Below are 22108 nucleotides of genomic sequence, written 5' to 3'. Positions count from 1 at the left end.
AATTTAAAATTAAAAGTGTTCAAAAAAGATAGCTGTATAATCCCATTTATGGCGTAATCAAGATCACATTTTCGTGAATAAAAAAATTTAAATTAAAATGTGTTCAAATATGTTGTTTAAGCTGTTAGCGTAGTTATCAATTGAGATTTAACATTCGGTGTTCAGCGGTTGAGCTGATGAATGTTGAGAGGAATCAGAAGAGAAACGTCGGTAATGATGAAAGAAAAAGTGCTCACAAAAGAAAAACCTATGTCGTCCAATGATGAATACAAATATCCGGGTAATAGCATGAGTGAAGAGGAACTGCTCGCTCGTATTGCGTGGTTTTATTATCACGATGGCTTAACACAAGGGGATATTGGCGAACTGCTGGGGTTGACCAGACTGAAGGTCTCCAGATTACTGGAGAAAGGCCGGCAGTCAGGGGTCATTCGGGTACAGATTAATTCGCGTTATGAAGGTTGTCTGGAACTGGAAAACCAACTGCAACAGCATTTTGGCCTCAAACATATCCGTATTCTGCCCGCTCTGGCCTCCCTCAGTATCAGTAGCCGGTTGGGAATTGGTGCTGCACATTTATTGATGGCATTAATACAACCGCAGCAACTGCTGGCTGTGGGTTTTGGCGAAACCACCATGTGTGCGCTACAGCACCTGAGTGGGTTTATCGCCTCACAGCAAGTACGTCTGGTGACTCTTTCCGGCGGAGTCGGCTCTTACATGACCGGAATCGGTCAGCTAGATGCCGCCTGTCAGGTCAGCATTATTCCGGCTCCCTTGCGAGCATCCAGTGCCAAAGTGGCTGAAACATTTCGTCAGGAAAACAGTGTGCGTGATGTGATGCTGGCAGCACGAGCGGCAGATGTTGCAGTGGTTGGTATTGGCTCAGTTAATCAGCAAAAAGAGGCCACCATTTTGCGCTCCGGCTACATCGGCGAAGGTGAACAGTTGATGTTCAGCCGCAAAGGTGCCGTCGGCGATATCCTCGGCTACTTTATGCAAGCCGATGGTGCATTGGTGCCGGATATGCAAATTCACCAAGAATTGATCGGCATCTCACTGGCCGAGTTGACCAATATTCCGACAGTTATTGGTGTCGCAGGTGGGGTGGAGAAATCAGAGGCAATTGTTGCTGCACTACAGGGCAAATATGTGAACGCCTTAGTGACCGATGAGCTGACAGCACGTTCTATTATTAAACTGATTTAATTGGCTATTTGGCGTGTCAGTTTCGGTTTGTGTGGTGCTTAAAATTCTCACGAATTCTGTGTACGCGCCGGTTTTTCCGCGCGGGGCGCCCCTAATCTGACGACGGCAATGACGCCCATATTTTTTTCTTTTACAAAATTTCATTTATAGCAGTAGAGGACCGGTTTATTCACAAATCCATATAAAACAGAGGATAGCGCAATGAGTCAACTCTGTACGACCACCACGTCGGGTGAATACCTGATGGCTCTGGATGCAGGCACGGGCAGTGTTCGGGCTGTGATATTTGATCTTAATGGTAATCAGATAGCCGCCGGGCAGGCTGAATGGCTACATCTGCCAGTACCTGATGTTCCGGGGTCGATGGAGTTTGATTTAACCACTAACTGGAAATTGACCTGTCAGTGTATCCGTCAGGCTTTGCATCAGGCCAAACTACCCGCCAGTGCTATTCGTGCGGTTGCGGCGTGCTCAATGCGTGAAGGTATTGTGCTTTATGACCGTAGCGGCAAGCCTATCTGGGCCTGCGCTAATGTGGATGCCCGTGCCAGCCGCGAAGTCAGTGAGCTGAAAGAGTTGCATGATCATGGATTTGAGTTTGAAGTCTACCAATGCTCTGGGCAGACGCTGGCGCTGAGTGCCATGCCGAGGCTGTTGTGGCTGGCACATTATCGGCCAGATATTTATCGTCAGGCCGGCACATTGACCATGATAAGTGACTGGCTGGCGAATATGCTCAGTGGCGAGCTGGCGGTTGATCCCTCTAATGCGGGCACCACTGGTATGTTGGATTTAGCTACCCGCAACTGGCAACCGAATTTACTGGAGATGGCGGGATTACGTGCCGATATTTTATCGCCAGTCAAAGAAACGGGCACCTTGCTCGGCCATGTCACGGCACAAGCAGCAGAAGAGTGTGGTTTGTTGGCAGGTACGCCAGTGGTCATGGGCGGTGGCGATGTGCAACTCGGTTGTTTGGGGCTTGGTGTGGTGCGGCCGGGCCAGACGGCGGTATTGGGCGGCACCTTCTGGCAGCAGGTGGTTAACTTACCCAAACCCATCATTGATCCCAATATGAATACACGCATCAACCCTCATGTTATTCCCGGCATGGTGCAAGCAGAATCTATTAGTTTCTTCACTGGCCTGACGATGCGCTGGTTCCGAGATGCTTTTTGTGCTGAAGAGAAATTGCTCGCACAACGGCTGGGTATTGATACTTACAGTCTGCTGGAAGATATGGCGGCAAGGGTGCCGGCGGGAGCTTATGGCGTCATGCCTATTTTCTCTGATGTGATGCGCTTTAAATCTTGGTATCACGCCGCACCTTCATTTATCAACCTTTCACTCGACCCCGAAAAGTGCAACAAAGCGACCTTATTCCGTGCGTTAGAAGAGAATGCGGCGATAGTCTCGGCCTGTAATCTGGCACAAATTGCCGAATTCTCTGGCGTCAAAGCCTCTTCCGTTGTCTTTGCGGGGGGAGGATCAAAAGGCAAACTGTGGAGCCAAATCTTGGCGGATGTCACTGGCATTCCGGTCCGCGTGCCAGTCGTCAAAGAAGCCACTGCGTTAGGTTGCGCCATTGCGGCAGGGGTGGGTGTTGGGCTTTATGACGCGCTGGATAAAACCGGCGAACGGCTGGTGCGCTGGGAGCGAGAATATACACCCAATACTGAGCATCAAGCACTCTATCAGGCAGCCAAAACCAATTGGCAAGCCGTGTATACCGACCAGTTGACGCTGGTGGATAGTGGGTTGACGACGTCGTTGTGGAAAGCTCCGGGTCTGTGACATTGACGATTAAAATTGACTATCTTGTTTGCCAGCTTGAACTTCGGGCAGTACTCATCACCGTCACATACCGCTGTATGCTACGGTTCTTGCGCACTGTCCGCACTCAATCTTCCTGCACCGATAACGTCAATGGGTTTCGTGGGGTAAATCGACAACCCAAGAATGATTCTGCGGGAAAGCGTGCCGTGGGGGGCGGCGTAAACCTCTAGGGATAGGCTGATGGCATCTTCACTGCCTGCTTGTTCTCTCTGGGCAACACCAAAAATCATTGCTATGTCGCAAGTGCTTGGATAGCATTGTTGCCCCCTTTCGTTGCCGATGATGGCGCATCCTATGATGAATACATCAAATAAGACAGAATCACCTGCCGGGCAACTTTCTGCTCCTGTTTCTACCGCCCAACAGAGGGTATATAACCTGCCAGAAACATTGCGGGAGAAAGATAAAGTTCAGCGCATTTTAGTTATTAAATTACGCCATTTCGGCGATGTTCTTCTCACTACGCCGTTAATCAGCACGCTAAAAACCCACTATCCGCAAGCCAAAATTGACGTGCTACTGTATGGCGGCACGCAAGATATGCTGCGTGAGAATAAAACGGTCAATCACGCGTTTATTGTGGATCGTGGTCTCAAACATGCCGGCTTGCCAGCTCAAATTAGTGGCGAAAAGGCGTTATTTGCTGCATTAAAAGAGCACCATTATGATCTGATTCTCAACCTATCCGACCAATGGCGCGCCGCAGCCTATTGTCGCCTCTTAAAACCCGGCTTCAGTATTGGTTTTCATTACCCGAAACGTGACACTTGGCTCTGGCGCTACTGCCATTCTGCTTTGGTGGATATTCCTAATGCGGGCGAACGGCACACCGTACTGAATAATCTGGATATTCTTGAACCGCTACACCTGACCGAGGTTTGCACTGATGTCACCATGTCTTATGGTGCGCACGATGTTGAGCGGGTAAAACAGTTATGCCAGCAATACAGCATTAATGACTACATTTTGATCCAGCCCTCTGCCCGTTGGAAATTTAAAACGTGGGCCAGTGAATCCTTTAGCCAACTGATAAACCACTTAACTGAGCAAGGTGAAACGGTGCTACTGACAGGCGGCAAAGACCAAGCTGAACTGGACTATATTGCTGACATTATTGCCGGTTGCGTGCAACCAGAAAAAGTCATCAATCTATCTGGTCAATTGGCGCTACCGGAACTGGCTGTCTTGATCGATAACGCTAAACTATTTATTGGTGTGGATTCTGTTGCTATGCATATGGCAGCGGCATTACAAACTCCGGCCGTGGTACTTTTTGGCCCTAGCAACCTTAACCAATGGCACCCGTGGCAGGCTCCGCATACCCTTTTATGGGCGGGTCACTACCGCACTTTGCCACACCCGAATGAGATAGATACTGACACCACCGATCGCTATTTGAACGCAATTCCGGTGCGTGATGTCATAGAGGCTGTTGACGCCTGGCGTGTACAGAGCCGGTAGTTTGTTAAAACGGGTGTCTGCCAGCCACTTTAATCGCCTCCCAACCTGCTCAAACTGAGAGAATTATGATCATCCCATCGACTTCTTCGCCGGTCACGACACCGGCTAACCGTCGTAGCGACATACTGAGTGGCATCACAGCATTACTGCTCGGTATTGCTTTGCCGTCATCCAGCTCACTTATCAATATATCGTTGGTTTTAGTCCTGATTTGTCTGATAGTTAACCGTAACTCACTGCAATTTAAACCCTTGCTGACAAATCCACTTGTCTACTTGCCAGCAGCTATGTTTGCGCTTTTGGCATTGTCATTGTTATTTCATCACAACAGTTATGGCCCGGAGATGGTCGGTAAAGATAAAAAGTTTCTTTATATCCTGCCGCTGGCACTCTTCTTTATTCATCAGCCACGGCTGATTAAACTGTTTTCTATTGGGTTTTTAGCGGCTAACGCAGTGGCTTTGGCTGGCACACTGGCGGTTGGAGTGTTACACATCCCGATTGGTAATGTTGATCCAACCAATCCCACCATCTTTAAACTGCAAATTACCCAAAACTTCTTCATGGCTTTGGCGGCTATGCTGTGGTTGGCTCTGGCGGTTAAAAACCAGGGGTGGAAACGCTGGGCATATGGACTACTTGTCGTCGCGGCCAGTTACAGTGTGTTGTTTTTGGTTCTGGGACGCACCGGTTATGTTGCATTAGTTGTTGGACTCGGTGTTTGGTTGTTTTTCTCGTTGAGCAACCGTCAACGCGGGCTACTGGTGATACTGGGCGTGGTTGCATTCGCCGCACTCTTATTTATCCCCAATAAAGCAACGCAGCGTATCACTCAGGGTATTGATGAAATAAAAGTCTGCATAGCAGCGTCTGCAGGCCATGAGAATGATGCTTGCAGTACCTCAATGGGGCAACGTTCCGCATTTGCTATAGAGGCGGTACGGCTGATTAAAGCGGCTCCAATTCTTGGTCACGGCGCTGGTGGCTTCTATTATGAAAATCCAGAAATAAACTACAAAATCAATAATCCACATAACCAGTATCTGCTGGAGACTATTCAGTCCGGAGTGGTGGGTTTGATTATCTTCTTGGCGTGGATTGTCTGCTGTTATCGGGTTATCTGGCAGCAAACACCGGCTCTGCGTAATATTTTGTTAGCCGTTTTGACCAGCTATATGGCTTGCAACTTCTTTAACTCATTCTTGTTGGATTCATCTGAAGGCCATCTATTTATGATCTTTGTGGCGATTTTAGCCGGTTATTCTGTTGCGGGCACTCAGCATGCATCTGATAAGCAAGTAACCTAAAACCAGTGTGTTTAACGAATATACAAACTGAGTGCGGCCCCCAATGGGGGCCGTTTTTATTGTTCGGTAACATTTGCAATAGCGTGTATTTGCGATAGAGCATCGCAAGACGTTATCACTTCTAGGGTAATGATAACGAATAACCTAAATGTAAAGTGATGCCTTTAAAATAACCGTCAATATGTATATTTGACTAGGGAGTTATTGACTAGGTTGTAAATTTTAAATACGAAATTAACCAGTTTTATTTACGTTATTTCCGGCAATGAGAGAATAATACGTTAGGTTTGAGGGATAATTCCTACACTATTTCATCATTATGACCTGCGCCTCTATCGGACATTTCAACATAAAGCATCAGCCTTTCTAATGCGATCATAAAGAATAATGGATATTTTCTTTATTTAAATTAAATTGTTACTGCGGTTTTTTATGCTGGCATTTCTTTCTGTGCAAAAATAAAATGCTAGTTTGTTGTCGTGTCATGGCGTTAGTTCATAGTGATTTACGTTAGTAGGAATGTAACGGTTGTTTTTTAACGTATCGATAACAAATGTAAGCTAAATCTAAATGAAATCTAAATAAAACCTAAATGGCGATCATCTTTTCGCTATTGTTGTTGATTTTTCACACAAGTATAGCTACGCGTGGGAAATATAAAAAAAGAGTATTACCTATACGTTTTATAAAAAATAAAACGCGATGATTATGAACGGTCACTCTCTGATTATGGTTGTGATTACATAGGGGGGATAAGGTGATGAAGGCGAAGAAACAGATAAAATTTTATAAGATTACGCCTATTTTTATAGCTGAATATGAGTTATTTAAGCTATTGAATTTTAAGAACTTTATAATTAATGGTTTATGGCTTAATCATTAATGTTAGACCATGGGTTCAGTGTCTGCAAGAGTGCGAGCACCCTTATCTATACCTAAGTTATTTAATGAATTGGCATGCGGTAATCATCTTAAATGGCCTAATTAAAAAAAACAGATTCCTATGCTAATGAAGTATCTTTGATGCAGTGAATTAAACTGGTTAGAACATTGTTGAATATCTGAAATGATGATTTTGATCACTATTACAAAATTCTGTTGTGTGTGATAATTTTTGCAACAATTTACATATTGTTATTTTTGGTCTACTTTCCGGACATTATGCAATAGTTTTAAAGGAAGCTATCATAAAAATGTATTTATCTCGGTAAGTGGGTCCAGGTGAATCTGTTTGTGGGATAAGCAGAATTTACATTTAACTTAATTTATCCAATGTCATTGAGAACATCATGGCCAATTCATCTACGAATAAATTATCTTTGCCGGCCCTAACTTCTTTAGTGGTCGGTTCAATGATCGGGGCCGGTATATTTTCATTACCAGCGACTTTCGGACGAGCAACTGGTGGGTTTGGTGCACTAATTGCTTGGTGTATTGCTGGGGGGGGGATGTTAATGCTGGCTTTTGTTTTTCAAACATTAGCGCAGCGTAAACCTAATCTCGACTCCGGTGTATTCATTTACGCAAAAGAAGGCTTCGGGGATTATCTCGGTTTTGCTTCAGCATTAGGTTTTTGGGCCGGCACTTGTATTGGTAACGTCTCTTACTTCGTACTTATCAAGTCAACACTCGGGGCATTTTTCCCTATATTTGGCGATGGTAATACCATCCCCGCAGTATTAGTGGCTTCCGTTATTTTATGGGGATTCCATATCCTGATATTGCGGGGCGTTAAAGAAGCGGCAGCGATTAATACTATTGCGACCTTCGCAAAAATCATTCCTATCTTCATTTTCGTCATCGTGCTGATTTTTGCCTTTAAAGGCGATGTCTTTGCATTGAACTTTTGGGGCACACCAGACGTTGTTAAAAGCGTGGATTTATCCCACTTGAATGATTATGGCTATGTCGGTCATGCAGCGGCAGTGATGGCACCTGTTGTTGAACCTGAGTCCTTATTCTCTCAAGTCCGCAGCACAATGCTGGTTACGGTGTTTGTGTTCTTAGGCATTGAAGGGGCCAGTGTGTATTCACGTTACGCCAAAGAGCGTAGCCATGTGGGTATTGCGACTGTTCTCGGTTTTATTGGTGTTTTATGCCTGTTGGTGCTGATCACCATGCTGTCTTACGGTGTGCTGCTCCGTCCAGATCTTGCGGCTTTACGTCAACCATCAATGGCAGGGGTATTGGAAGCTATCGTTGGGCGTTGGGGGGCCATCTTCATTAGCGTCGGTTTGATTATTTCGGTATTAGGCGCTTATTTGTCTTGGTCATTGCTGGCTGCAGAAGTGTTGTTCTCCGCCGCCAAAAGTAAAAGTATGCCGAAAGTCTTCGCGACGGAAAATAGTAATGCAGTACCTTCCGCGGCGGTTTGGCTGACAAATATCTTTATTCAAGTGTTCTTAATTCTGACACTGTTTACTGATTATGCTTTCCAGTTGGCGTTGGAATTAACCAGCTCATTAACCCTTATCCCTTATTTGCTCGTCGGGGCATATGGATTAAAACTGGCATGGACCGGTGAAACTTACGAAACCAATGCACGTGGGCATCGCAAGGATCTTATTTTTGCCATTATCGCGACCTTCTATTCCGCACTGATGATTTACGCAGGTGGCCTGAAATACTTGCTGCTGTCGGCCATTATCTATGGCCCGGGCACTATTTTGTATTTGATTGCCAAACGTGAACAGCATCAAAAAGCCTTTAATACCTACGAAAGAATACTGTTTATTGTGCTCATCGTGGCGGCGGTTATTGCGCTTTACAGCATCTTTACCGGAATTATCACCATATAATTTATTGGAGTTCTTATGTCAGATAAAGCGAAGAAAACTCACGCTAAAACTAAGTTTGGTGTCCATTCTGAAGTCGGGAAGTTACATAAAGTCATGGTGTGCGCCCCCGGTCGTGCTCATAACCGCCTGACCCCCAGCAATTGTGATGAATTATTATTTGATGATGTTCTGTGGGTAGAAAGAGCTAAACGCGACCATTTTGATTTTATGACCAAAATGCGTGAACGCGGTGTTGATGTGGTTGAAATGCATAATTTGCTGGCGGAAACACTGGAAAATCCGGCCGCGAAAAAGTGGATTCTGGATCAACAAATTGTGCCAAATGAAGTGTCACTCGGTATTTTGCATGAAACCCGCAGTTATCTGGAAAGCCTGACATCACGCGTGTTGGCGGAAGTATTGATCGGTGGGCTATCGACCACTGAATTACATAAAGACGGTAAGTGTGACAAAGAAGAACTGAAGCTGATCCGCGAAGCAGTTGGCATCACCGAATATCTGTTGCCGCCACTGCCAAATACGCTCTATACCCGCGACACCACCTGCTGGATTTATGGTGGGGTCACACTGAATCCGCTGTATTGGCCTGCACGTCATGAAGAAACTATTCTGACCACCGCTATCTATAAATTCCACCCAGATTTTGGCGACGCAAATGTAAAAGTATGGTGGGGTGATCCGACGCAGCACCACGGTACGGCGACACTGGAAGGCGGCGACGTGATGCCGATTGGTAACAAAACCGTGTTAATCGGCATGAGTGAGCGTACCTCTCATCAGGCGATTACTCAGTTAGCTCAATCGCTGTTTAAAAATAGTGAAGGGCAAGTCGAGCGTGTCATGATTGCCGCAATGCCAAAACTGCGTGCTGCCATGCATCTGGATACGGTATTTACATTCTGTGACCGTGATGTGGTGACTCTGTATCCGGCAATTGTTAATCAGATTCAAACCTTCTCACTGCGCCCAGATAAAGGCCCAACCGGTATTAAGCTGAGTCGCGATAAAGGCACTTTTGTTGAGGCGGTTGCTGGGGCATTGAACCTGAAAAAACTGCGTGTGGTAGAGACGGAAGGCAACGATTACGACACCGAACGCCAGCAGTGGGACAGCGGCAATAACATGGTTGCATTGTCTCCTGGGGTTGTTCTGGCTTATGACCGTAATACGAAAACGAACACCCAGTTGCGTAAAGAAGGGGTGGAAGTGATTGAAATTGTCGGCAGTGAATTAGGCCGTGGGCGCGGAGGCGGTCACTGCATGACATGCCCGATTATTCGAGATGCCGTTGACTACTAATTCCCTTTGTTCTTGAAGTCGTAGGGGGTTAGTTACGTGCACTTACCCGAATCATTTACTTATGTAAGTGATTCGGGATGCGCTTAATAGATAGAGCTGCTCTTAAAAAAATAGCCGATAGTGAATAGCAGAACAGCGCTATTTTACTCTCGGCTATCTGTGTTTATTCCCTTTTTAAGACTGAAATGTGATGTACCGAAATGAAAAGGATTATTGAGTGAAATACGTTTATGGTGCGTGCTTTTTGTTGATTGTGGTTCTGACTACGCTGTTTGCATTCCAAAATAGCGGGACAGTGAACTTATCTCTACTTTTCACGCAAATAACACTACCCATTTCTGTACTAATTGTGCTGATCTATTTTTTAGGGATGTTTACCGGGGGATTATTAATCACACTAATAAGAGCGCTAGTGCGCAACTTGTCACAGAAGACAGATAAAAAAGTGTGAATAACTAATCTGCAATAATTTTGAAAATCTGACTCAATGAGATCTTATAGTGAAGATAAAAACAGTAGTCATTCTGCTATTAACGTTTCTTCTCGCTGCTTGCGACAGAACTCCCCCTGAAGTCGTGGAAAGTGTGCGTCCGGTTAAAATATTTACTGTTGAAGACAGTGGGCAAAATGGGACTCGTTACTTCCCGGCACGATTACAAGCTGGTGATGAAACTCAACTCTCCTTTAAACGCAGCGGGCAGCTACAACAATTGTGGGTGCGTGAAGGTGAGCAGGTCAAAAAAGGTCAGAGAATTGCGATGCTTAATGACACTGATCTGAACTTACGAGTCAGGGATCGTCAGTCAACTTTTAATCTGGCACGAGATCAATTCAACCGTTTCAATACATTACAAGGGCAACGTGCAGTTTCACGTGCCGAGCTGGACGTCCGCCGTGCTGAGATGGAATCTGCTCGCGCTGCGTTGGAAATTGCGCAAAAAGAACTCAGTGATGCCACCATTACCGCACCTTTCGATGGCATTATTGCCAATGTTAATGTGCGTAACCATCAGGTCATGGCCCCAGGTCAAGCAGTGGCAACATTAAGTGCATTGGATACGCTAGATGTCGTGTTCAGTGTACCCGAGCGTCTATTTACCACACTGGACATCAGCAATCGCAATTACACCCCAACGGTATTACTAAATCACCTGCCGGGGCGCGAGTTTATTGCTGAATATAAAGAACATACCACCTCGACGACTTCCGCCTCCCAGACTTTCCAAGTGACGTTGACCATGAAACGCCCGCCAGATATGCCATTGCTTTCAGGTATCAGTGGCCGGGTGAGAATCAATTCCGGCAATCTGTCTGGTACTGCCCATCCCACCATTATCGTACCGGTTGAAGCGGTCTTTAATCCTGACAGTGCACAGCTCAATGATGCACGGGTCTGGGTTATCAAAAATGAGGATGGTCAGATGCATGTCGAAGAGCGCAAAGTACAAGTGGGTCAACTCACGGCAAACGGTATTCAAATCACTTCCGGGTTGGCTGATGGCGAGCAAATTGTCTCCGCAGGTACGGGTGAGCTTCGTCCAAATCAAATTGTTCGGGCTTGGGTACGTGAGCGGGGCCTCTAATGAAGCTGACTGATAATTTCATCAATAATAATACACGTATCTGGCTAACGATTCTGTTGCTGGGTATTGGTGGCATTATTGCCTATCTCAATATAGGTAGGCTGGAAGACCCGGCTTTTACCATCAAAACGGCGGTGGTAGTGACCCGCTATGATGGTGCATCGGCGCAGCAGGTTGAGGAGGAAGTGACGTTACCTCTGGAGAATGCTATTCAAGAACTCTCCTATGTAGATGATGTGACGTCGATTTCCAGTGCCGGTTTATCGCAAATAACTATCAATATTCGCGCACAATATGGCGCGAATGAGTTACCGCAAATCTGGGATGAGTTGCGGCGTAAAATTAACGACAACAGTGTGCGCTTACCGCCGGGGGCGAGTGCCCCAATGGTCAACGACGACTTTGGCGACGTGTATGGGTTCTTCTTCTCGCTCACGGGCGATGGCTACAGTAACCAGGATTTACGCAATTTTGCCGAACAATTGCGGCGTGAATTGGTCTTGGTGCCCGGGGTTGGGAAAGTGGGGATTGTCGGTATTCTGCCAGAAGAAGTGCAGGTAGAGATTTCCCGCGCCCAAATGACGGCCGCTGGCATTACACCGCAGCAATTGTCCGACTTACTGAGTCGTCAGAATGTGGTGTCTGATGCTGGTCAGTTACAGGTGGGCAGCGAGTCGATTCGTTTGCATCCCACTGGTGAATTCCAAAGCGTACAAGAGTTGGGGAATTTATTGGTCAGCCAGCCCGGCAGCCCGAAAAGTGTCTATCTTCGTGACATCGCGACGGTGACACAGGGCTTTGGTCATTCACCCACCAACATTTATCGCGCTAATGGTAAGCCAGCGTTGGCATTGGGGATCTCATTTGCCCCGAACGTCAACGTTGTCAATGTGGGTAATGCCATTAAAGCTCGGCTGGCACAGCTTGAAGGCGAACGTCCATCAGGCATGCACATTAATGTGTTTTATGACCAATCCCATGAAGTTGAGGGGGCAGTTAACGGCTTTATCCTGAACTTCTTGCTGGCATTGTTAATTGTTGTTGTCACCCTGCTGATTTTTATGGGGGTCCGCAGTGGTGTAGTTATCGCCATTTCTCTGGCACTTAATGTTCTCGGCACACTGCTGATTATGTGGCTGTTTAATATCGAGCTACAGCGCGTATCGTTAGGCGCGTTAATTATCGCGCTCAGTATGTTGGTAGATAACGCCATTGTGGTGGTGGAAGGGATAGTGGTAGGCCGCCAGCGCGGCGAAAATATCTTTACGGCTATCAGCAATGTGGTCAAGCGCTCAATGATGCCATTATTGGGGGCCACTATCATTGCTATTCTGGCTTTTGCGCCAATCGGCCTGTCCAATGATGCCACCGGTGAATACTGTAAATCCTTATTCCAGGTATTACTGATTTCGCTGATGTTGAGTTGGTTCACCGCACTGACACTGACGCCGGTCTTTGCCAAGTGGGCATTTGAGAATCAGAAGCCAGTACAAGCCGATGCGGATAAGCCAGCCAAGCAACCTTATGATGGTTGGTTGTTCCGTTATTATCGTGTGGTTTTAGGCAAATTACTGCAACACCGCACCATCACTTTGGTACTGCTGGCAGCCCTGTTGGCGGCATCGGTGGTTGGGTTTGGCAATGTGCGCCAGAGCTTCTTCCCCCCCTCAAACACCCCTATCTTCTTTGTTGATATTTGGCTGCCTTATGGGACAGATATCAGTTATACCGAAGGGGTGGCAAATAAAGTTGAGCAGTATATCAAACAGCAAGAAGGGGTGGCTGACACCATGGCGACGATTGGTCAGGGCGCAATGCGCTTTATGCTGACCTACAATGCCCAGCGTCATTATCCTAACTATGCGCAGGTGATGGTTCGTACTGAGCAGCTTGACCAAATACCGGGCCTGATTGATGAAATCGAATCCTACATGCATGACGAATACCCGCAAGTTGATGCGCAGATAAAACGCATCATGTTTGGGCCGTCAAACAACAGTTCCATCGAAGCTCGTTTTATTGGTCCGGATCCAGAGGTTCTGCGTTCACTGGCCGCACAAGCGGAAAAGGCGATCATTGCTGATCCGATGGCCGATGGTGCAAGGCATGACTGGCAAGATCGTAGCAAAATGATCCGGCCACAATTCTCTGATTATTTGGGCCGTGAACTGGGTGTCGATAAACGTGAGGTAGATGGCACGTTGCGCATGAGTTTTGGTGGTCTACCGGTGGGGCTGTACCGTGATGGCACACGCCTAATGCCGATTGTGTTACGCACCCCAGATTCTGAGCGGCTTAATGCAGAACGTCTTAATGACGTGATGGTGTGGAGCCAGGCACGCCAAGCCTTTATCCCGATTGATAACGTTGTGACCAGTTTTGAAACCGAGTGGGAAGATCCACTGATTATGCGTCTGGATCGTAAGCGCACACTGACGGTGCAAACGGATCCGACTCAACAGGGTGGCGAGACCTCGGCGGAGCTATTGCGACGCATTAGACCGGGAGTGGAAGCCGTGCAGTTACCACGCGGGTATGAACTGGAATGGGGTGGCGACTACGAAAGTACCAAGGAAGCTCAACGAGGTATTTTCATCAGTCTACCTATCGCCTTCTTGATTATGTTCGTGGTCACGGTGCTGATGTTCAGCTCTGTACGCAATGCGCTGGCTATTTGGCTGACAGTGCCATTGGCGTTGATCGGAGTGACAGTGGGCTTCTTATTGACGGGTATTCCGTTCGGCTTTATGGCCCTATTAGGGCTATTAAGTTTGAGTGGGATGTTGATTCGTAACGGTATTGTATTGGTTGAAGAGATCGGTTTGCAGCGGCAGGAAAAACCGCTACGTGAAGCGATTATCGATGCTTCTACCGCCCGTCTACGGCCCATTATGCTAACAGCATTTACCACTGTTCTGGGGCTGGCACCGCTGTTGAGTGATGCCTTCTTCCAGAGTATGGCGGTGGTTATTATGTTCGGTCTGGGCTTCGCCACCGTGTTGACATTACTGGTCTTGCCAGTGATTTACAGCAGTATGAACCCAGAACCTAAAGAAAAAGTGCATGATGAGCCGGTGAGTGAATAACTCGCTCATCGTATCACTCAGTTTGCCGTGATCTCAGCAGCCCCAATTCTCGGGGCTGCTTTTTTATTTGGTGATCTTTTTTAGGGGGGTAAATAATAAATATCCTGCTATCGCAAGGCCAGTACTGCCCGCGATAACGAATGTCATAGGGATGCCGATATAATGAGCAACACCGGAACCGATAACCGGGCCGGCAACCAGTGTGGCTAATTGTACGCTGCGGCAACTGGTTGAAATGACACCTAACATATTTGTGGGCGCTTCATTTTGTAAAACAATGCTAAATGACATCACAATACACGCATAACAAAAACCATTAATAAACCAAATAGTGCAGAAAATATAAAGATGGAGATTATCAAAAATCAAACAGAGAGTACCGGCACTGAGTACAGTGACACTGAAGCCAATAAGCCCACAAATCATCAACCATTGGTTGCTAAATAATGCATATATTTTCTTGAATAAAAAGCCCGATAAAATAGCACCAGCAGCGGTGCTACTCACGATAATGCCAAATGTACCTGGGCCAAATCCCTGATTTCTTAATAAAATAGAAAGAATGGAATCATATAAACCCAATGTAAGTGAGGCGGCCAGAACGACGTAGAAAGAAGAAAACAATATAGAGCTTTTCCTAATGATATTATATACTAGATTGAAGTTAGGTAGAGTTTCTGTGACAATAATTGATTTTTTAACCCATCCAATAATAAAGCCCATTCTTATAGATAGTAATGCTGTAATTAGCGCCATAACGGCGGTTAAATAAAACCCCCCTTGCAAATTTACTATGGCAGAGATGGCAGAGACAAATAGTGGGGAAATGATTTTTATGCATTGATCAATAATATTGCAAAGTGCGACAGTAAGTAATATTTGTTCTTTATTTAATAACTCCCTAATAAGTATTTGCTCAGCAGGGCTTGCACCTAAGTTACTGATTCCTTTTAGAAGAATTCCAAGTAAAAACAGTTCCTGATGAGTTGATGTAGCAAGCCATAGAGAGGTTGCAAATCGACCAAAAGAACTCGTTAATAATATTACCACTGGCGAGTATCTATCTGCCAGTTGACCAATAAATGGCCCTAATAATAATCCAGGAAAACCATATAATGCCGCTGCTATCCCTAGCTGGTAGGCCGGAGCATTAAAATGAAAACTCATTACAGTGAATATAAGGGTAAAATCAACCCAAACTGCGATAGAGTTAAGTATTCGGGATAAAAATAAAGAAGGGAATCCAGCTATAAGAAATAGTTTTAGCATTAAAATGATTTCTTATTATTTTCATGTGAATGTTTTTTGGTATAAAACCGATCATTGACAACAAAACCATCAAGCCCTCTTTGCTGCATATATTCTGCTAACTCACTTGTTTTATTAATAAAGCCTTTTCCGTTAAAATTGAGTGAGGTATTACATAACACACCATAGTCTGTTATTTTTTTAAAAGCTAAAATCAGTTGATATATATTATTGTTTTGCTCGCTATTAACTGTTTGTGGTCTGGATGAACTATCAACATGAGTAATAGCTTGAAGGCAACTATCTAAAACATGAGAAAAAAATAGCATGTGAGGGCTGGGTTTCTTTAAATCAAAATATTTTAATGCATCACTTTGCAAACAAATTGGAGCAATTGGCCTAAATGATTCTCTATTTTTTATAGTATTTAAACGCATTAATGTGGTTTTACTAAATGGTGCTGCCAATATTGATCTATTACCTAATGCTCTTGGGCCAATTTCGGCTTTGCCATTAACCCAACCAATAACAGCACCTTTTGCCAGAGCATAAGCGACATTAGGATATTCTAATTTTTCATATTTAAGCCCAACAATATCAATCACATCATCATTGAAAATCTGGCCACAGTAAACACTCCAATCAATTTTAGCATTACCTGTAAAATAATATTGTGCATCAATAGCTGTACCAATGGCAGAACCAGAGTCATTAGTGCAGGGCGGGATGAAAACATCATCAAATAAATCACAATTTAGCCATTTACTATTCCAATCACAGTTCAAACCACAACCACCACTTATCAGTAATGGTAATTTCTTACTAACTATTTTTTTAACTTCGGTATAAAATTTTGCAAATATTGCATCAGTTAAATGCCCTGTAAATTGCTTAAAAACATCACTTTCGACGCCTATATTATATAGGTGTGACTTTACAAATTGATTCTTACATAGTTTTTCATAACTCAATGGTGTTGATAATAAATAGGATATTAATTCATCATCCTGAGCTGATATTTCCTCCCTGTTACAGTAAGCCGCCAAAGCCATTATTTTACCAGCATCACCCAGCCTTACTTGGCCTTGAGTAAATGGAAAGGTTTTATCAGCAATGCCATATGAAAAAGCATAACGAATACCTATATCAGGAATAATATCAGCTAGTTTTTTAATTCTAACATGTTGGTCTATATAATAAAATGAACCAATATGTCCCTCCCAAATAAGTGCATAGCAAGGTTTTCCTTGGCGAAAAGGTGACATACCATAGGCACATAATAAATGTGAACGTTCGTGAGAAGAGGTAAAATAAAACACATCATGTTTAAGAAAATTCATTTTCACCGGCTTGGTCAATTCTAGCCCAAAGTAACCGGCACCAATATCATGATTATGTGGATTATTACCGGATGACCAACCACTAAGTGCAATAATATCTGGGGCATCATTAATAGTTGATAGAGCTTCAATAATGCACTCAGTAGTAATATTACAATAACGAAATCCAGAGCCTTTTTCTGCTTCATGAGAGAAAATTAGCTTGCTATCTTTAATGTAAGAAATACTGCCATCATGCCCTGGTTTAAATGATAAAATTTTCATTGGTTACTTTCCCCATGACTAGTTTGACGTTTTATAGTTTCAAGCAACTTAGGGGAAAAAGAGGAACCCGAACTTGGCCCCGCGCCTAAGAAGAACATTACAGATTCTTCAACTTCATTTACACCAAGTAGCTTATTTATTTCCCTATCCAAAAAATAGCCAGTTGGCCAAGAGCCTAACTGCATGGCAGTGGTGATTAGTTGAAATGTTTGAACTAAGCAGCCTATATCAAACAATGCGACCCTATAGGCTCTGGAGTGAGGGTATTTCCACCACATCTTTTTAAAGCATGATGTGATAAAAATACCAAAAGCTAAGTCTTTGGCAAACATTTGGGCACAAAGCAGGCTCCCTAATTTTTCCCCATTGATATCGGTACTGACTAGCGTCAATTCATGTCTATGAGACTGATAGTGATATATTCCTGATGCTAATCCAATTATATTTAAAGCAACCAAATAAGCTTCACTTGTTTGTAGGGAACCTCCTGATGGTGAGGTGCGGCGATAACCGATAGATTTTAGTCCTGCAACTTCCATTTCAGTGCGCTTTGAACCGTGAGGGGTACCAAAGGTCCAGAATAAAACCTCGGCCACTTCTTGCAATGAAACTGTTTCTCTTTTGAATTCTCTGCTAGTCTTTCGCGCAAATAATGTATCCATCAGCCTCTTATCAAATAAGAAATTCTTGTCTGGCTTTGGTAATGGAATTGTCTCACCTGAGCGTTGGTAGTCTAATTCAGGAATCTTATCTGCGATTGATGCACAGTAATTTACATAGCCTTCATAACTGTCATCAGTTGGTAATTCCATTCCTTTGTCTAAGATAACTTGAGTTCCAATGTGAAATATTTTTGAGAGGCAATCCCAACCCCAATAAAACATATCTCTATCATCTCCATCTAATATTTTACTATCCATAATGTTTTTATCTATTAAGGAATCAGTAAATTTATCGCCATTAGCAAGTTCTTTAATTCTTTTTATATAATCACTATTTATCTCATATTGATTATGATGTCTATAATCCCATAAAATTAATTTACCACTAATTATTGCTATAAAAATAAAAGGATCAGTTGTTTTCATTTTTATTATAATTATCCATAGGTATGGCAGTCAGCCAGTCTAACTGCCAATTGAGATGAAAAGTAATAGCTACACAGGATTGACTGGGCCTGTATAAGCATCATTAGATTGATATGAAAGGCTTGGTTCTATAGATACTTTATTCATTATAAATATCCTATTGAGTTTATTAGATTGAATTTTATTGAGTAGTTAACTTTAGTCGATTTGAATAAATGACTAAAATAGGCTAAGTGATTTTCTCAATTTATACAATATTAAGTTTAATTTTTAAGAGTTTCTTTTTATATGCTTCTGACATTTTTTCTATGTACAAAATAAGTAATTTAGTCAGGTTTTATTTTTAATGTTAAGAGGGCAACGAAAGAAAATTATTGGGCTACAGAGGATCCTCTCGACTGGGGGCGGTAATATTAACTCATACACAAAATCAAATTGTGCGCTACTTCTCTTCCTGTTCCCAAACGTTAGCCTTATTGTTCCAATATGAAACCTCATTCCGTCATTGATGTTTCATTATGGAACGTTTTCGCCACCCATTTTCAGCTTGTTTTTTGCGCTTATAGTGGTTCCAGTTTCATCAAATTGACCCTAAAAATTATTCATTATGATGTTATCTCTTACGCTATAGGAGCAAGGTATGCTGAAAGTCATTCAATCTCCGTCTAAATATATTCAAGGTGCCAATGCACTTCAATCCATTGGTGAGTTTGCTAAGTTACTGGCAAATAACTATTTTATCATTGCTGATGATTTTGTGATGAAGCTGACAGCTGATACCGTCGGCTCAAGTTTGCAAGCCAGTGGGTTGGACAGTCATTTCAGCCGTTTTAATGGTGAATGTTCTCGTCAGGAAATAGAGCGCCTGACCGTCGAGCTGAAGAAACACCATTGCAATGGGGTGATTGGTATTGGTGGTGGGAAAACGCTCGATACAGCAAAAGCGATTGCTCACTATCAGCATATCCCGGTGGTTGTCGTGCCGACGATTGCCTCCACCGATGCACCAACCAGCGCACTGTCGGTGATTTACACTGAACAAGGTGAGTTTGCTGAATATCTGATTTACCCGAAAAATCCTGACATCGTGCTGATGGATACCACGATTATTGCTAAAGCGCCGGTACGTTTGCTGGTCGCTGGCATGGGGGATGCGCTATCTACTTATTTTGAAGCGCAAGCCTGTTTTGATGCCAAAGCCATTAGCATGGCGGGTGGTGCGTCAACTTTAGCGGCGGTCACACTGGCCCGTTTATGCTACGAAACATTGCTGGCAGAGGGTTACAAAGCCAAGCTGGCGGTAGAAGCGGGAGTGGTGACTGAAGCGGTTGAGCGCATTATTGAAGCCAATACCTATCTGAGTGGTATTGGTTTTGAAAGCAGTGGCTTGGCGGCAGCTCATGCTATTCACAACGGTTTTACTGTGCTGGAAGAGTGCCATCATTTATACCATGGCGAAAAAGTGGCTTTCGGCACCCTAACGCAGTTGGTATTGCAAAACAGCAGCATGGAAGAGATTGAAACCGTGCTCTCATTCTGCCAGCAACTGGGTTTACCTATTACTTTGGCGGAAATGGGCGTTTCGCAGGATATCGAGCGCAAAATTCGTGCCGTTGCCGAAGCCAGTTGTGCAGAGGGTGAAACTATTCACAACATGCCATTTGCCGTCACACCAGACAGTGTTTACGCCGCAATTATCGTAGCTGACAGTTTAGGACAGGCCTTCCTTAACTGATTTCGATGATAGACAAGCTAACTGACTGAGCTTGCCGGTGCCCTCATCATCGGCAGCTCAATTTTCCGGCATTCCCGTTCGCGGAGCATAAAATGAAAAAATTAATTAACAGCGTTGAGAGTGTATTACAGGAACAAATTCAGGGGCTGGTTGAGGCCCATCCTGAGTTGGTATTGCATCAGGAACCGCTTTTCATCACGCGAATAGATGCGCCGGTGAAAGGTAAAGTGGCATTGATGTCTGGCGGCGGCAGTGGTCATGAGCCAATGCATTGCGGTTTTATCGGTGAAGGGATGCTGGATGGTGCGTGCCCTGGTGAGATTTTTACCTCGCCCACTCCTGATCAAATGTATGAATGCGGTCAAGCTATTGATGGCGGGCAAGGGGTGTTGATGCTGATTAAGAATTATACCGGCGACATTCTTAACTTTGAAACTGCCGCAGAACTGCTGCATGCCGATGGTACGGCGGTTGCCACCTTAGTGATTGATGATGATGTCGCTGTCAAAGACAGCCTATATACCGCAGGACGGCGTGGCGTAGCCAATACTGTCATTATCGAAAAGTTGTTGGGGGCGGCAGCAGCTCGGGGCGATTCATTGGATGAATGTGTTGCACTCGGTCAGAAAATAAATAATCAGGGCCATTCCATTGGCATCGCGCTGGGGGCTTGTACTGTGCCAGCAGCGGGTAAACCGTCATTTACGTTGGCTGAAAATGAGATGGAGTTTGGGGTGGGGATCCATGGTGAGCCCGGCATTGAACGCCGCCCATTCACTTCGTTGAATGACACGGTGGATGCCATGTTCCAGACTTTAATCGAACACGGTAGCTATAAGCGCAAGTTACGTCAGTGGGATAGACAAGCGGGAGATTGGAGTGAAACGGAGCAATCTAAACAGCCATTGGCGAAAGGTGATCGCGTGATCGTGCTGGTGAATAATCTGGGAGCGACACCGCTATCTGAACTTTACGGTGTCTGGCATCGCCTGGCCGCTTGTTGCGCTGATTTTGGCTTGACCATTGAGCGCAACCTGATTGGTTCGTATTGCACTTCTCTGGATATGCAGGGCATGTCTATCACCATACTGAAAGTGGATGATGAACTGCTGTCATTGTGGGATGCCCCGGTGAATACACCTGCGCTGAGAAAAAATATTTAAAACGGTATATCTAGAAAAACGATATCGCTAAAAAATAATGTGTCTGGAGAAAACCATGGGACTTACCAAACAGCAAATTGTCAGTTGGTTGCAACTTTGCGCTGAAGTTTTCAGCGAGCAACGTGATTTTCTGACGCAGTTGGATACTGAGATCGGCGATGGTGACCACGGCCTGAATATGAATCGCGGCTTTAATAAAGTGGTCGAGAAATTACCTTCATTTGCTGATAAAGACATTGGCTTCATCCTGAAAAATACCGGTATGACTCTGCTTTCCAGTGTTGGGGGAGCCAGTGGCCCCTTATTTGGCACATTCTTTATCCGTGCGGCGCAGAGCACTAATGCCAAACAGAGTTTGGACTTGGCTGCGGTTTGTCAGATGTTCAAAGATGGTGTGGAAGGGGTGGTTATGCGTGGCAAAGCTGAGCCGGGCGATAAAACCATGTGTGATGTTTGGTGGGCCGTCGTGGCACAACTTGAGCAAGCCAATCAGCAAGGCGTGCCGCTGGTGGATGCGTTACAGCAAACCGTCGAGCGTGCCCAGCAGGCACTGGCAGGGACTATCACTATGCAAGCCCGTAAAGGCCGCGCCAGCTATCTTGGCGAACGCAGTATTGGTCATCAGGATCCTGGGGCAACATCTGCGATGTTAATGATGCAGGCCCTATGGCAGGTTGCCAGCCACTAATAT

The 22108-nt window shown here is 44.7% G+C and carries 16 protein-coding genes; 12 read left to right on the top strand and 4 right to left on the bottom strand.

Annotated elements, in window-relative coordinates; translation table 11 throughout:
- Positions 1 to 216: 216 nt before the first annotated feature.
- Positions 217 to 1209 (top strand): transcriptional regulator LsrR, encoded by a 993-nt coding sequence (lsrR, locus tag HUZ92_RS06695; RefSeq protein WP_050140931.1) that lies wholly within the window; start codon positions 217 to 219, stop codon positions 1207 to 1209.
- Positions 1210 to 1410: 201 nt separating this feature from the next.
- A complete protein-coding gene (lsrK, locus tag HUZ92_RS06690; protein ID WP_050099990.1) occupies positions 1411 to 3003 on the top strand; it encodes an autoinducer-2 kinase in 1593 nt (530 codons plus the stop codon).
- Between the two features lie 80 nt (positions 3004 to 3083).
- On the opposite strand, the gene HUZ92_RS06685 is transcribed toward lsrK, so the two are convergent.
- The gene (locus HUZ92_RS06685) at positions 3084 to 3275 is read right to left on the bottom strand and encodes a hypothetical protein (RefSeq protein ID WP_050295895.1); all 192 of its coding nucleotides are present in this window, start codon (positions 3273 to 3275) and stop codon (positions 3084 to 3086) included.
- A gap of 64 nt (positions 3276 to 3339) precedes the next feature.
- Between HUZ92_RS06685 and rfaQ the strand changes: the two genes are divergently transcribed.
- From rfaQ to HUZ92_RS06650, 7 genes are all read left to right on the top strand, one after another.
- Positions 3340 to 4506, top strand: coding sequence for a putative lipopolysaccharide heptosyltransferase III (gene rfaQ, locus HUZ92_RS06680; protein ID WP_050140902.1), 1167 nt, complete (start codon positions 3340 to 3342; stop codon positions 4504 to 4506).
- A 65-nt stretch (positions 4507 to 4571) separates the two neighbouring features.
- Positions 4572 to 5813 carry an O-antigen polysaccharide ligase WaaL-ps gene (waaL-ps, locus tag HUZ92_RS06675; protein WP_050099994.1) on the top strand — a complete coding sequence of 414 codons (1242 nt, stop codon included), beginning with the start codon at positions 4572 to 4574 and terminating at the stop codon, positions 5811 to 5813.
- A gap of 1289 nt (positions 5814 to 7102) precedes the next feature.
- A complete protein-coding gene (locus HUZ92_RS06670) occupies positions 7103 to 8611 on the top strand; it encodes an amino acid permease (RefSeq protein WP_050099997.1) in 1509 nt (502 codons plus the stop codon).
- Positions 8612 to 8626: 15 nt separating this feature from the next.
- Positions 8627 to 9910, top strand: a complete 1284-nt coding sequence (gene arcA / locus HUZ92_RS06665) for an arginine deiminase (RefSeq protein WP_050099999.1) — start codon at positions 8627 to 8629, stop codon at positions 9908 to 9910.
- Positions 9911 to 10127: 217 nt separating this feature from the next.
- Positions 10128 to 10361 carry a lipopolysaccharide assembly protein LapA domain-containing protein gene (locus tag HUZ92_RS06660; RefSeq protein WP_050100001.1) on the top strand — a complete coding sequence of 78 codons (234 nt, stop codon included), beginning with the start codon at positions 10128 to 10130 and terminating at the stop codon, positions 10359 to 10361.
- A 49-nt stretch (positions 10362 to 10410) separates the two neighbouring features.
- Positions 10411 to 11493 carry an efflux RND transporter periplasmic adaptor subunit gene (locus HUZ92_RS06655; protein ID WP_050100003.1) on the top strand — a complete coding sequence of 361 codons (1083 nt, stop codon included), beginning with the start codon at positions 10411 to 10413 and terminating at the stop codon, positions 11491 to 11493.
- Positions 11493 to 14579, top strand: coding sequence for an efflux RND transporter permease subunit (locus tag HUZ92_RS06650; RefSeq protein WP_050140900.1), 3087 nt, complete (start codon positions 11493 to 11495; stop codon positions 14577 to 14579). The genes HUZ92_RS06655 and HUZ92_RS06650 overlap by 1 nt, the downstream gene beginning before the upstream one ends.
- Before the next feature lie 63 nt (positions 14580 to 14642).
- On the opposite strand, the gene HUZ92_RS06645 is transcribed toward HUZ92_RS06650, so the two are convergent.
- Genes HUZ92_RS06645 through HUZ92_RS06635 form a run of 3 tightly spaced genes read right to left on the bottom strand, consistent with a single transcriptional unit; the run spans position 14643 to position 18519 of the window.
- Entirely contained in the window at positions 14643 to 15848 is a 1206-nt protein-coding gene (locus tag HUZ92_RS06645) for an MFS transporter (protein ID WP_145579635.1), read from the bottom strand.
- Positions 15848 to 17431, bottom strand: a complete 1584-nt coding sequence (locus HUZ92_RS06640; RefSeq protein ID WP_050100009.1) for a carbamoyltransferase C-terminal domain-containing protein — start codon at positions 17429 to 17431, stop codon at positions 15848 to 15850. Before HUZ92_RS06640 ends, HUZ92_RS06645 begins: the two co-directional genes overlap by 1 nt.
- Positions 17428 to 18519 (bottom strand): SagB/ThcOx family dehydrogenase, encoded by a 1092-nt coding sequence (locus HUZ92_RS06635; RefSeq protein ID WP_050140898.1) that lies wholly within the window; start codon positions 18517 to 18519, stop codon positions 17428 to 17430. Before HUZ92_RS06635 ends, HUZ92_RS06640 begins: the two co-directional genes overlap by 4 nt.
- A gap of 640 nt (positions 18520 to 19159) precedes the next feature.
- Here HUZ92_RS06635 and HUZ92_RS06630 point away from each other — a divergent pair.
- The 3 genes from HUZ92_RS06630 (at position 19160) to dhaL (ending at position 22105) form a co-directional block, all read left to right on the top strand.
- A complete protein-coding gene (locus HUZ92_RS06630) occupies positions 19160 to 20254 on the top strand; it encodes a glycerol dehydrogenase (protein WP_050100011.1) in 1095 nt (364 codons plus the stop codon).
- Positions 20255 to 20346: 92 nt separating this feature from the next.
- Positions 20347 to 21417 carry a dihydroxyacetone kinase subunit DhaK gene (gene dhaK, locus HUZ92_RS06625; RefSeq protein ID WP_050100013.1) on the top strand — a complete coding sequence of 357 codons (1071 nt, stop codon included), beginning with the start codon at positions 20347 to 20349 and terminating at the stop codon, positions 21415 to 21417.
- A gap of 55 nt (positions 21418 to 21472) precedes the next feature.
- A complete protein-coding gene (gene dhaL / locus HUZ92_RS06620; protein ID WP_050100015.1) occupies positions 21473 to 22105 on the top strand; it encodes a dihydroxyacetone kinase subunit DhaL in 633 nt (210 codons plus the stop codon).
- The last annotated feature ends 3 nt before the right edge of the window (positions 22106 to 22108 follow it).

The sequence above is a fragment of the Yersinia vastinensis genome (assembly GCF_902726565.1).
Lineage (GTDB): Bacteria > Pseudomonadota > Gammaproteobacteria > Enterobacterales > Enterobacteriaceae > Yersinia > Yersinia vastinensis.
Note: the sequence above shows the minus strand (reverse complement) of the source record. Positions and strands in the feature narration are given on the sequence as shown.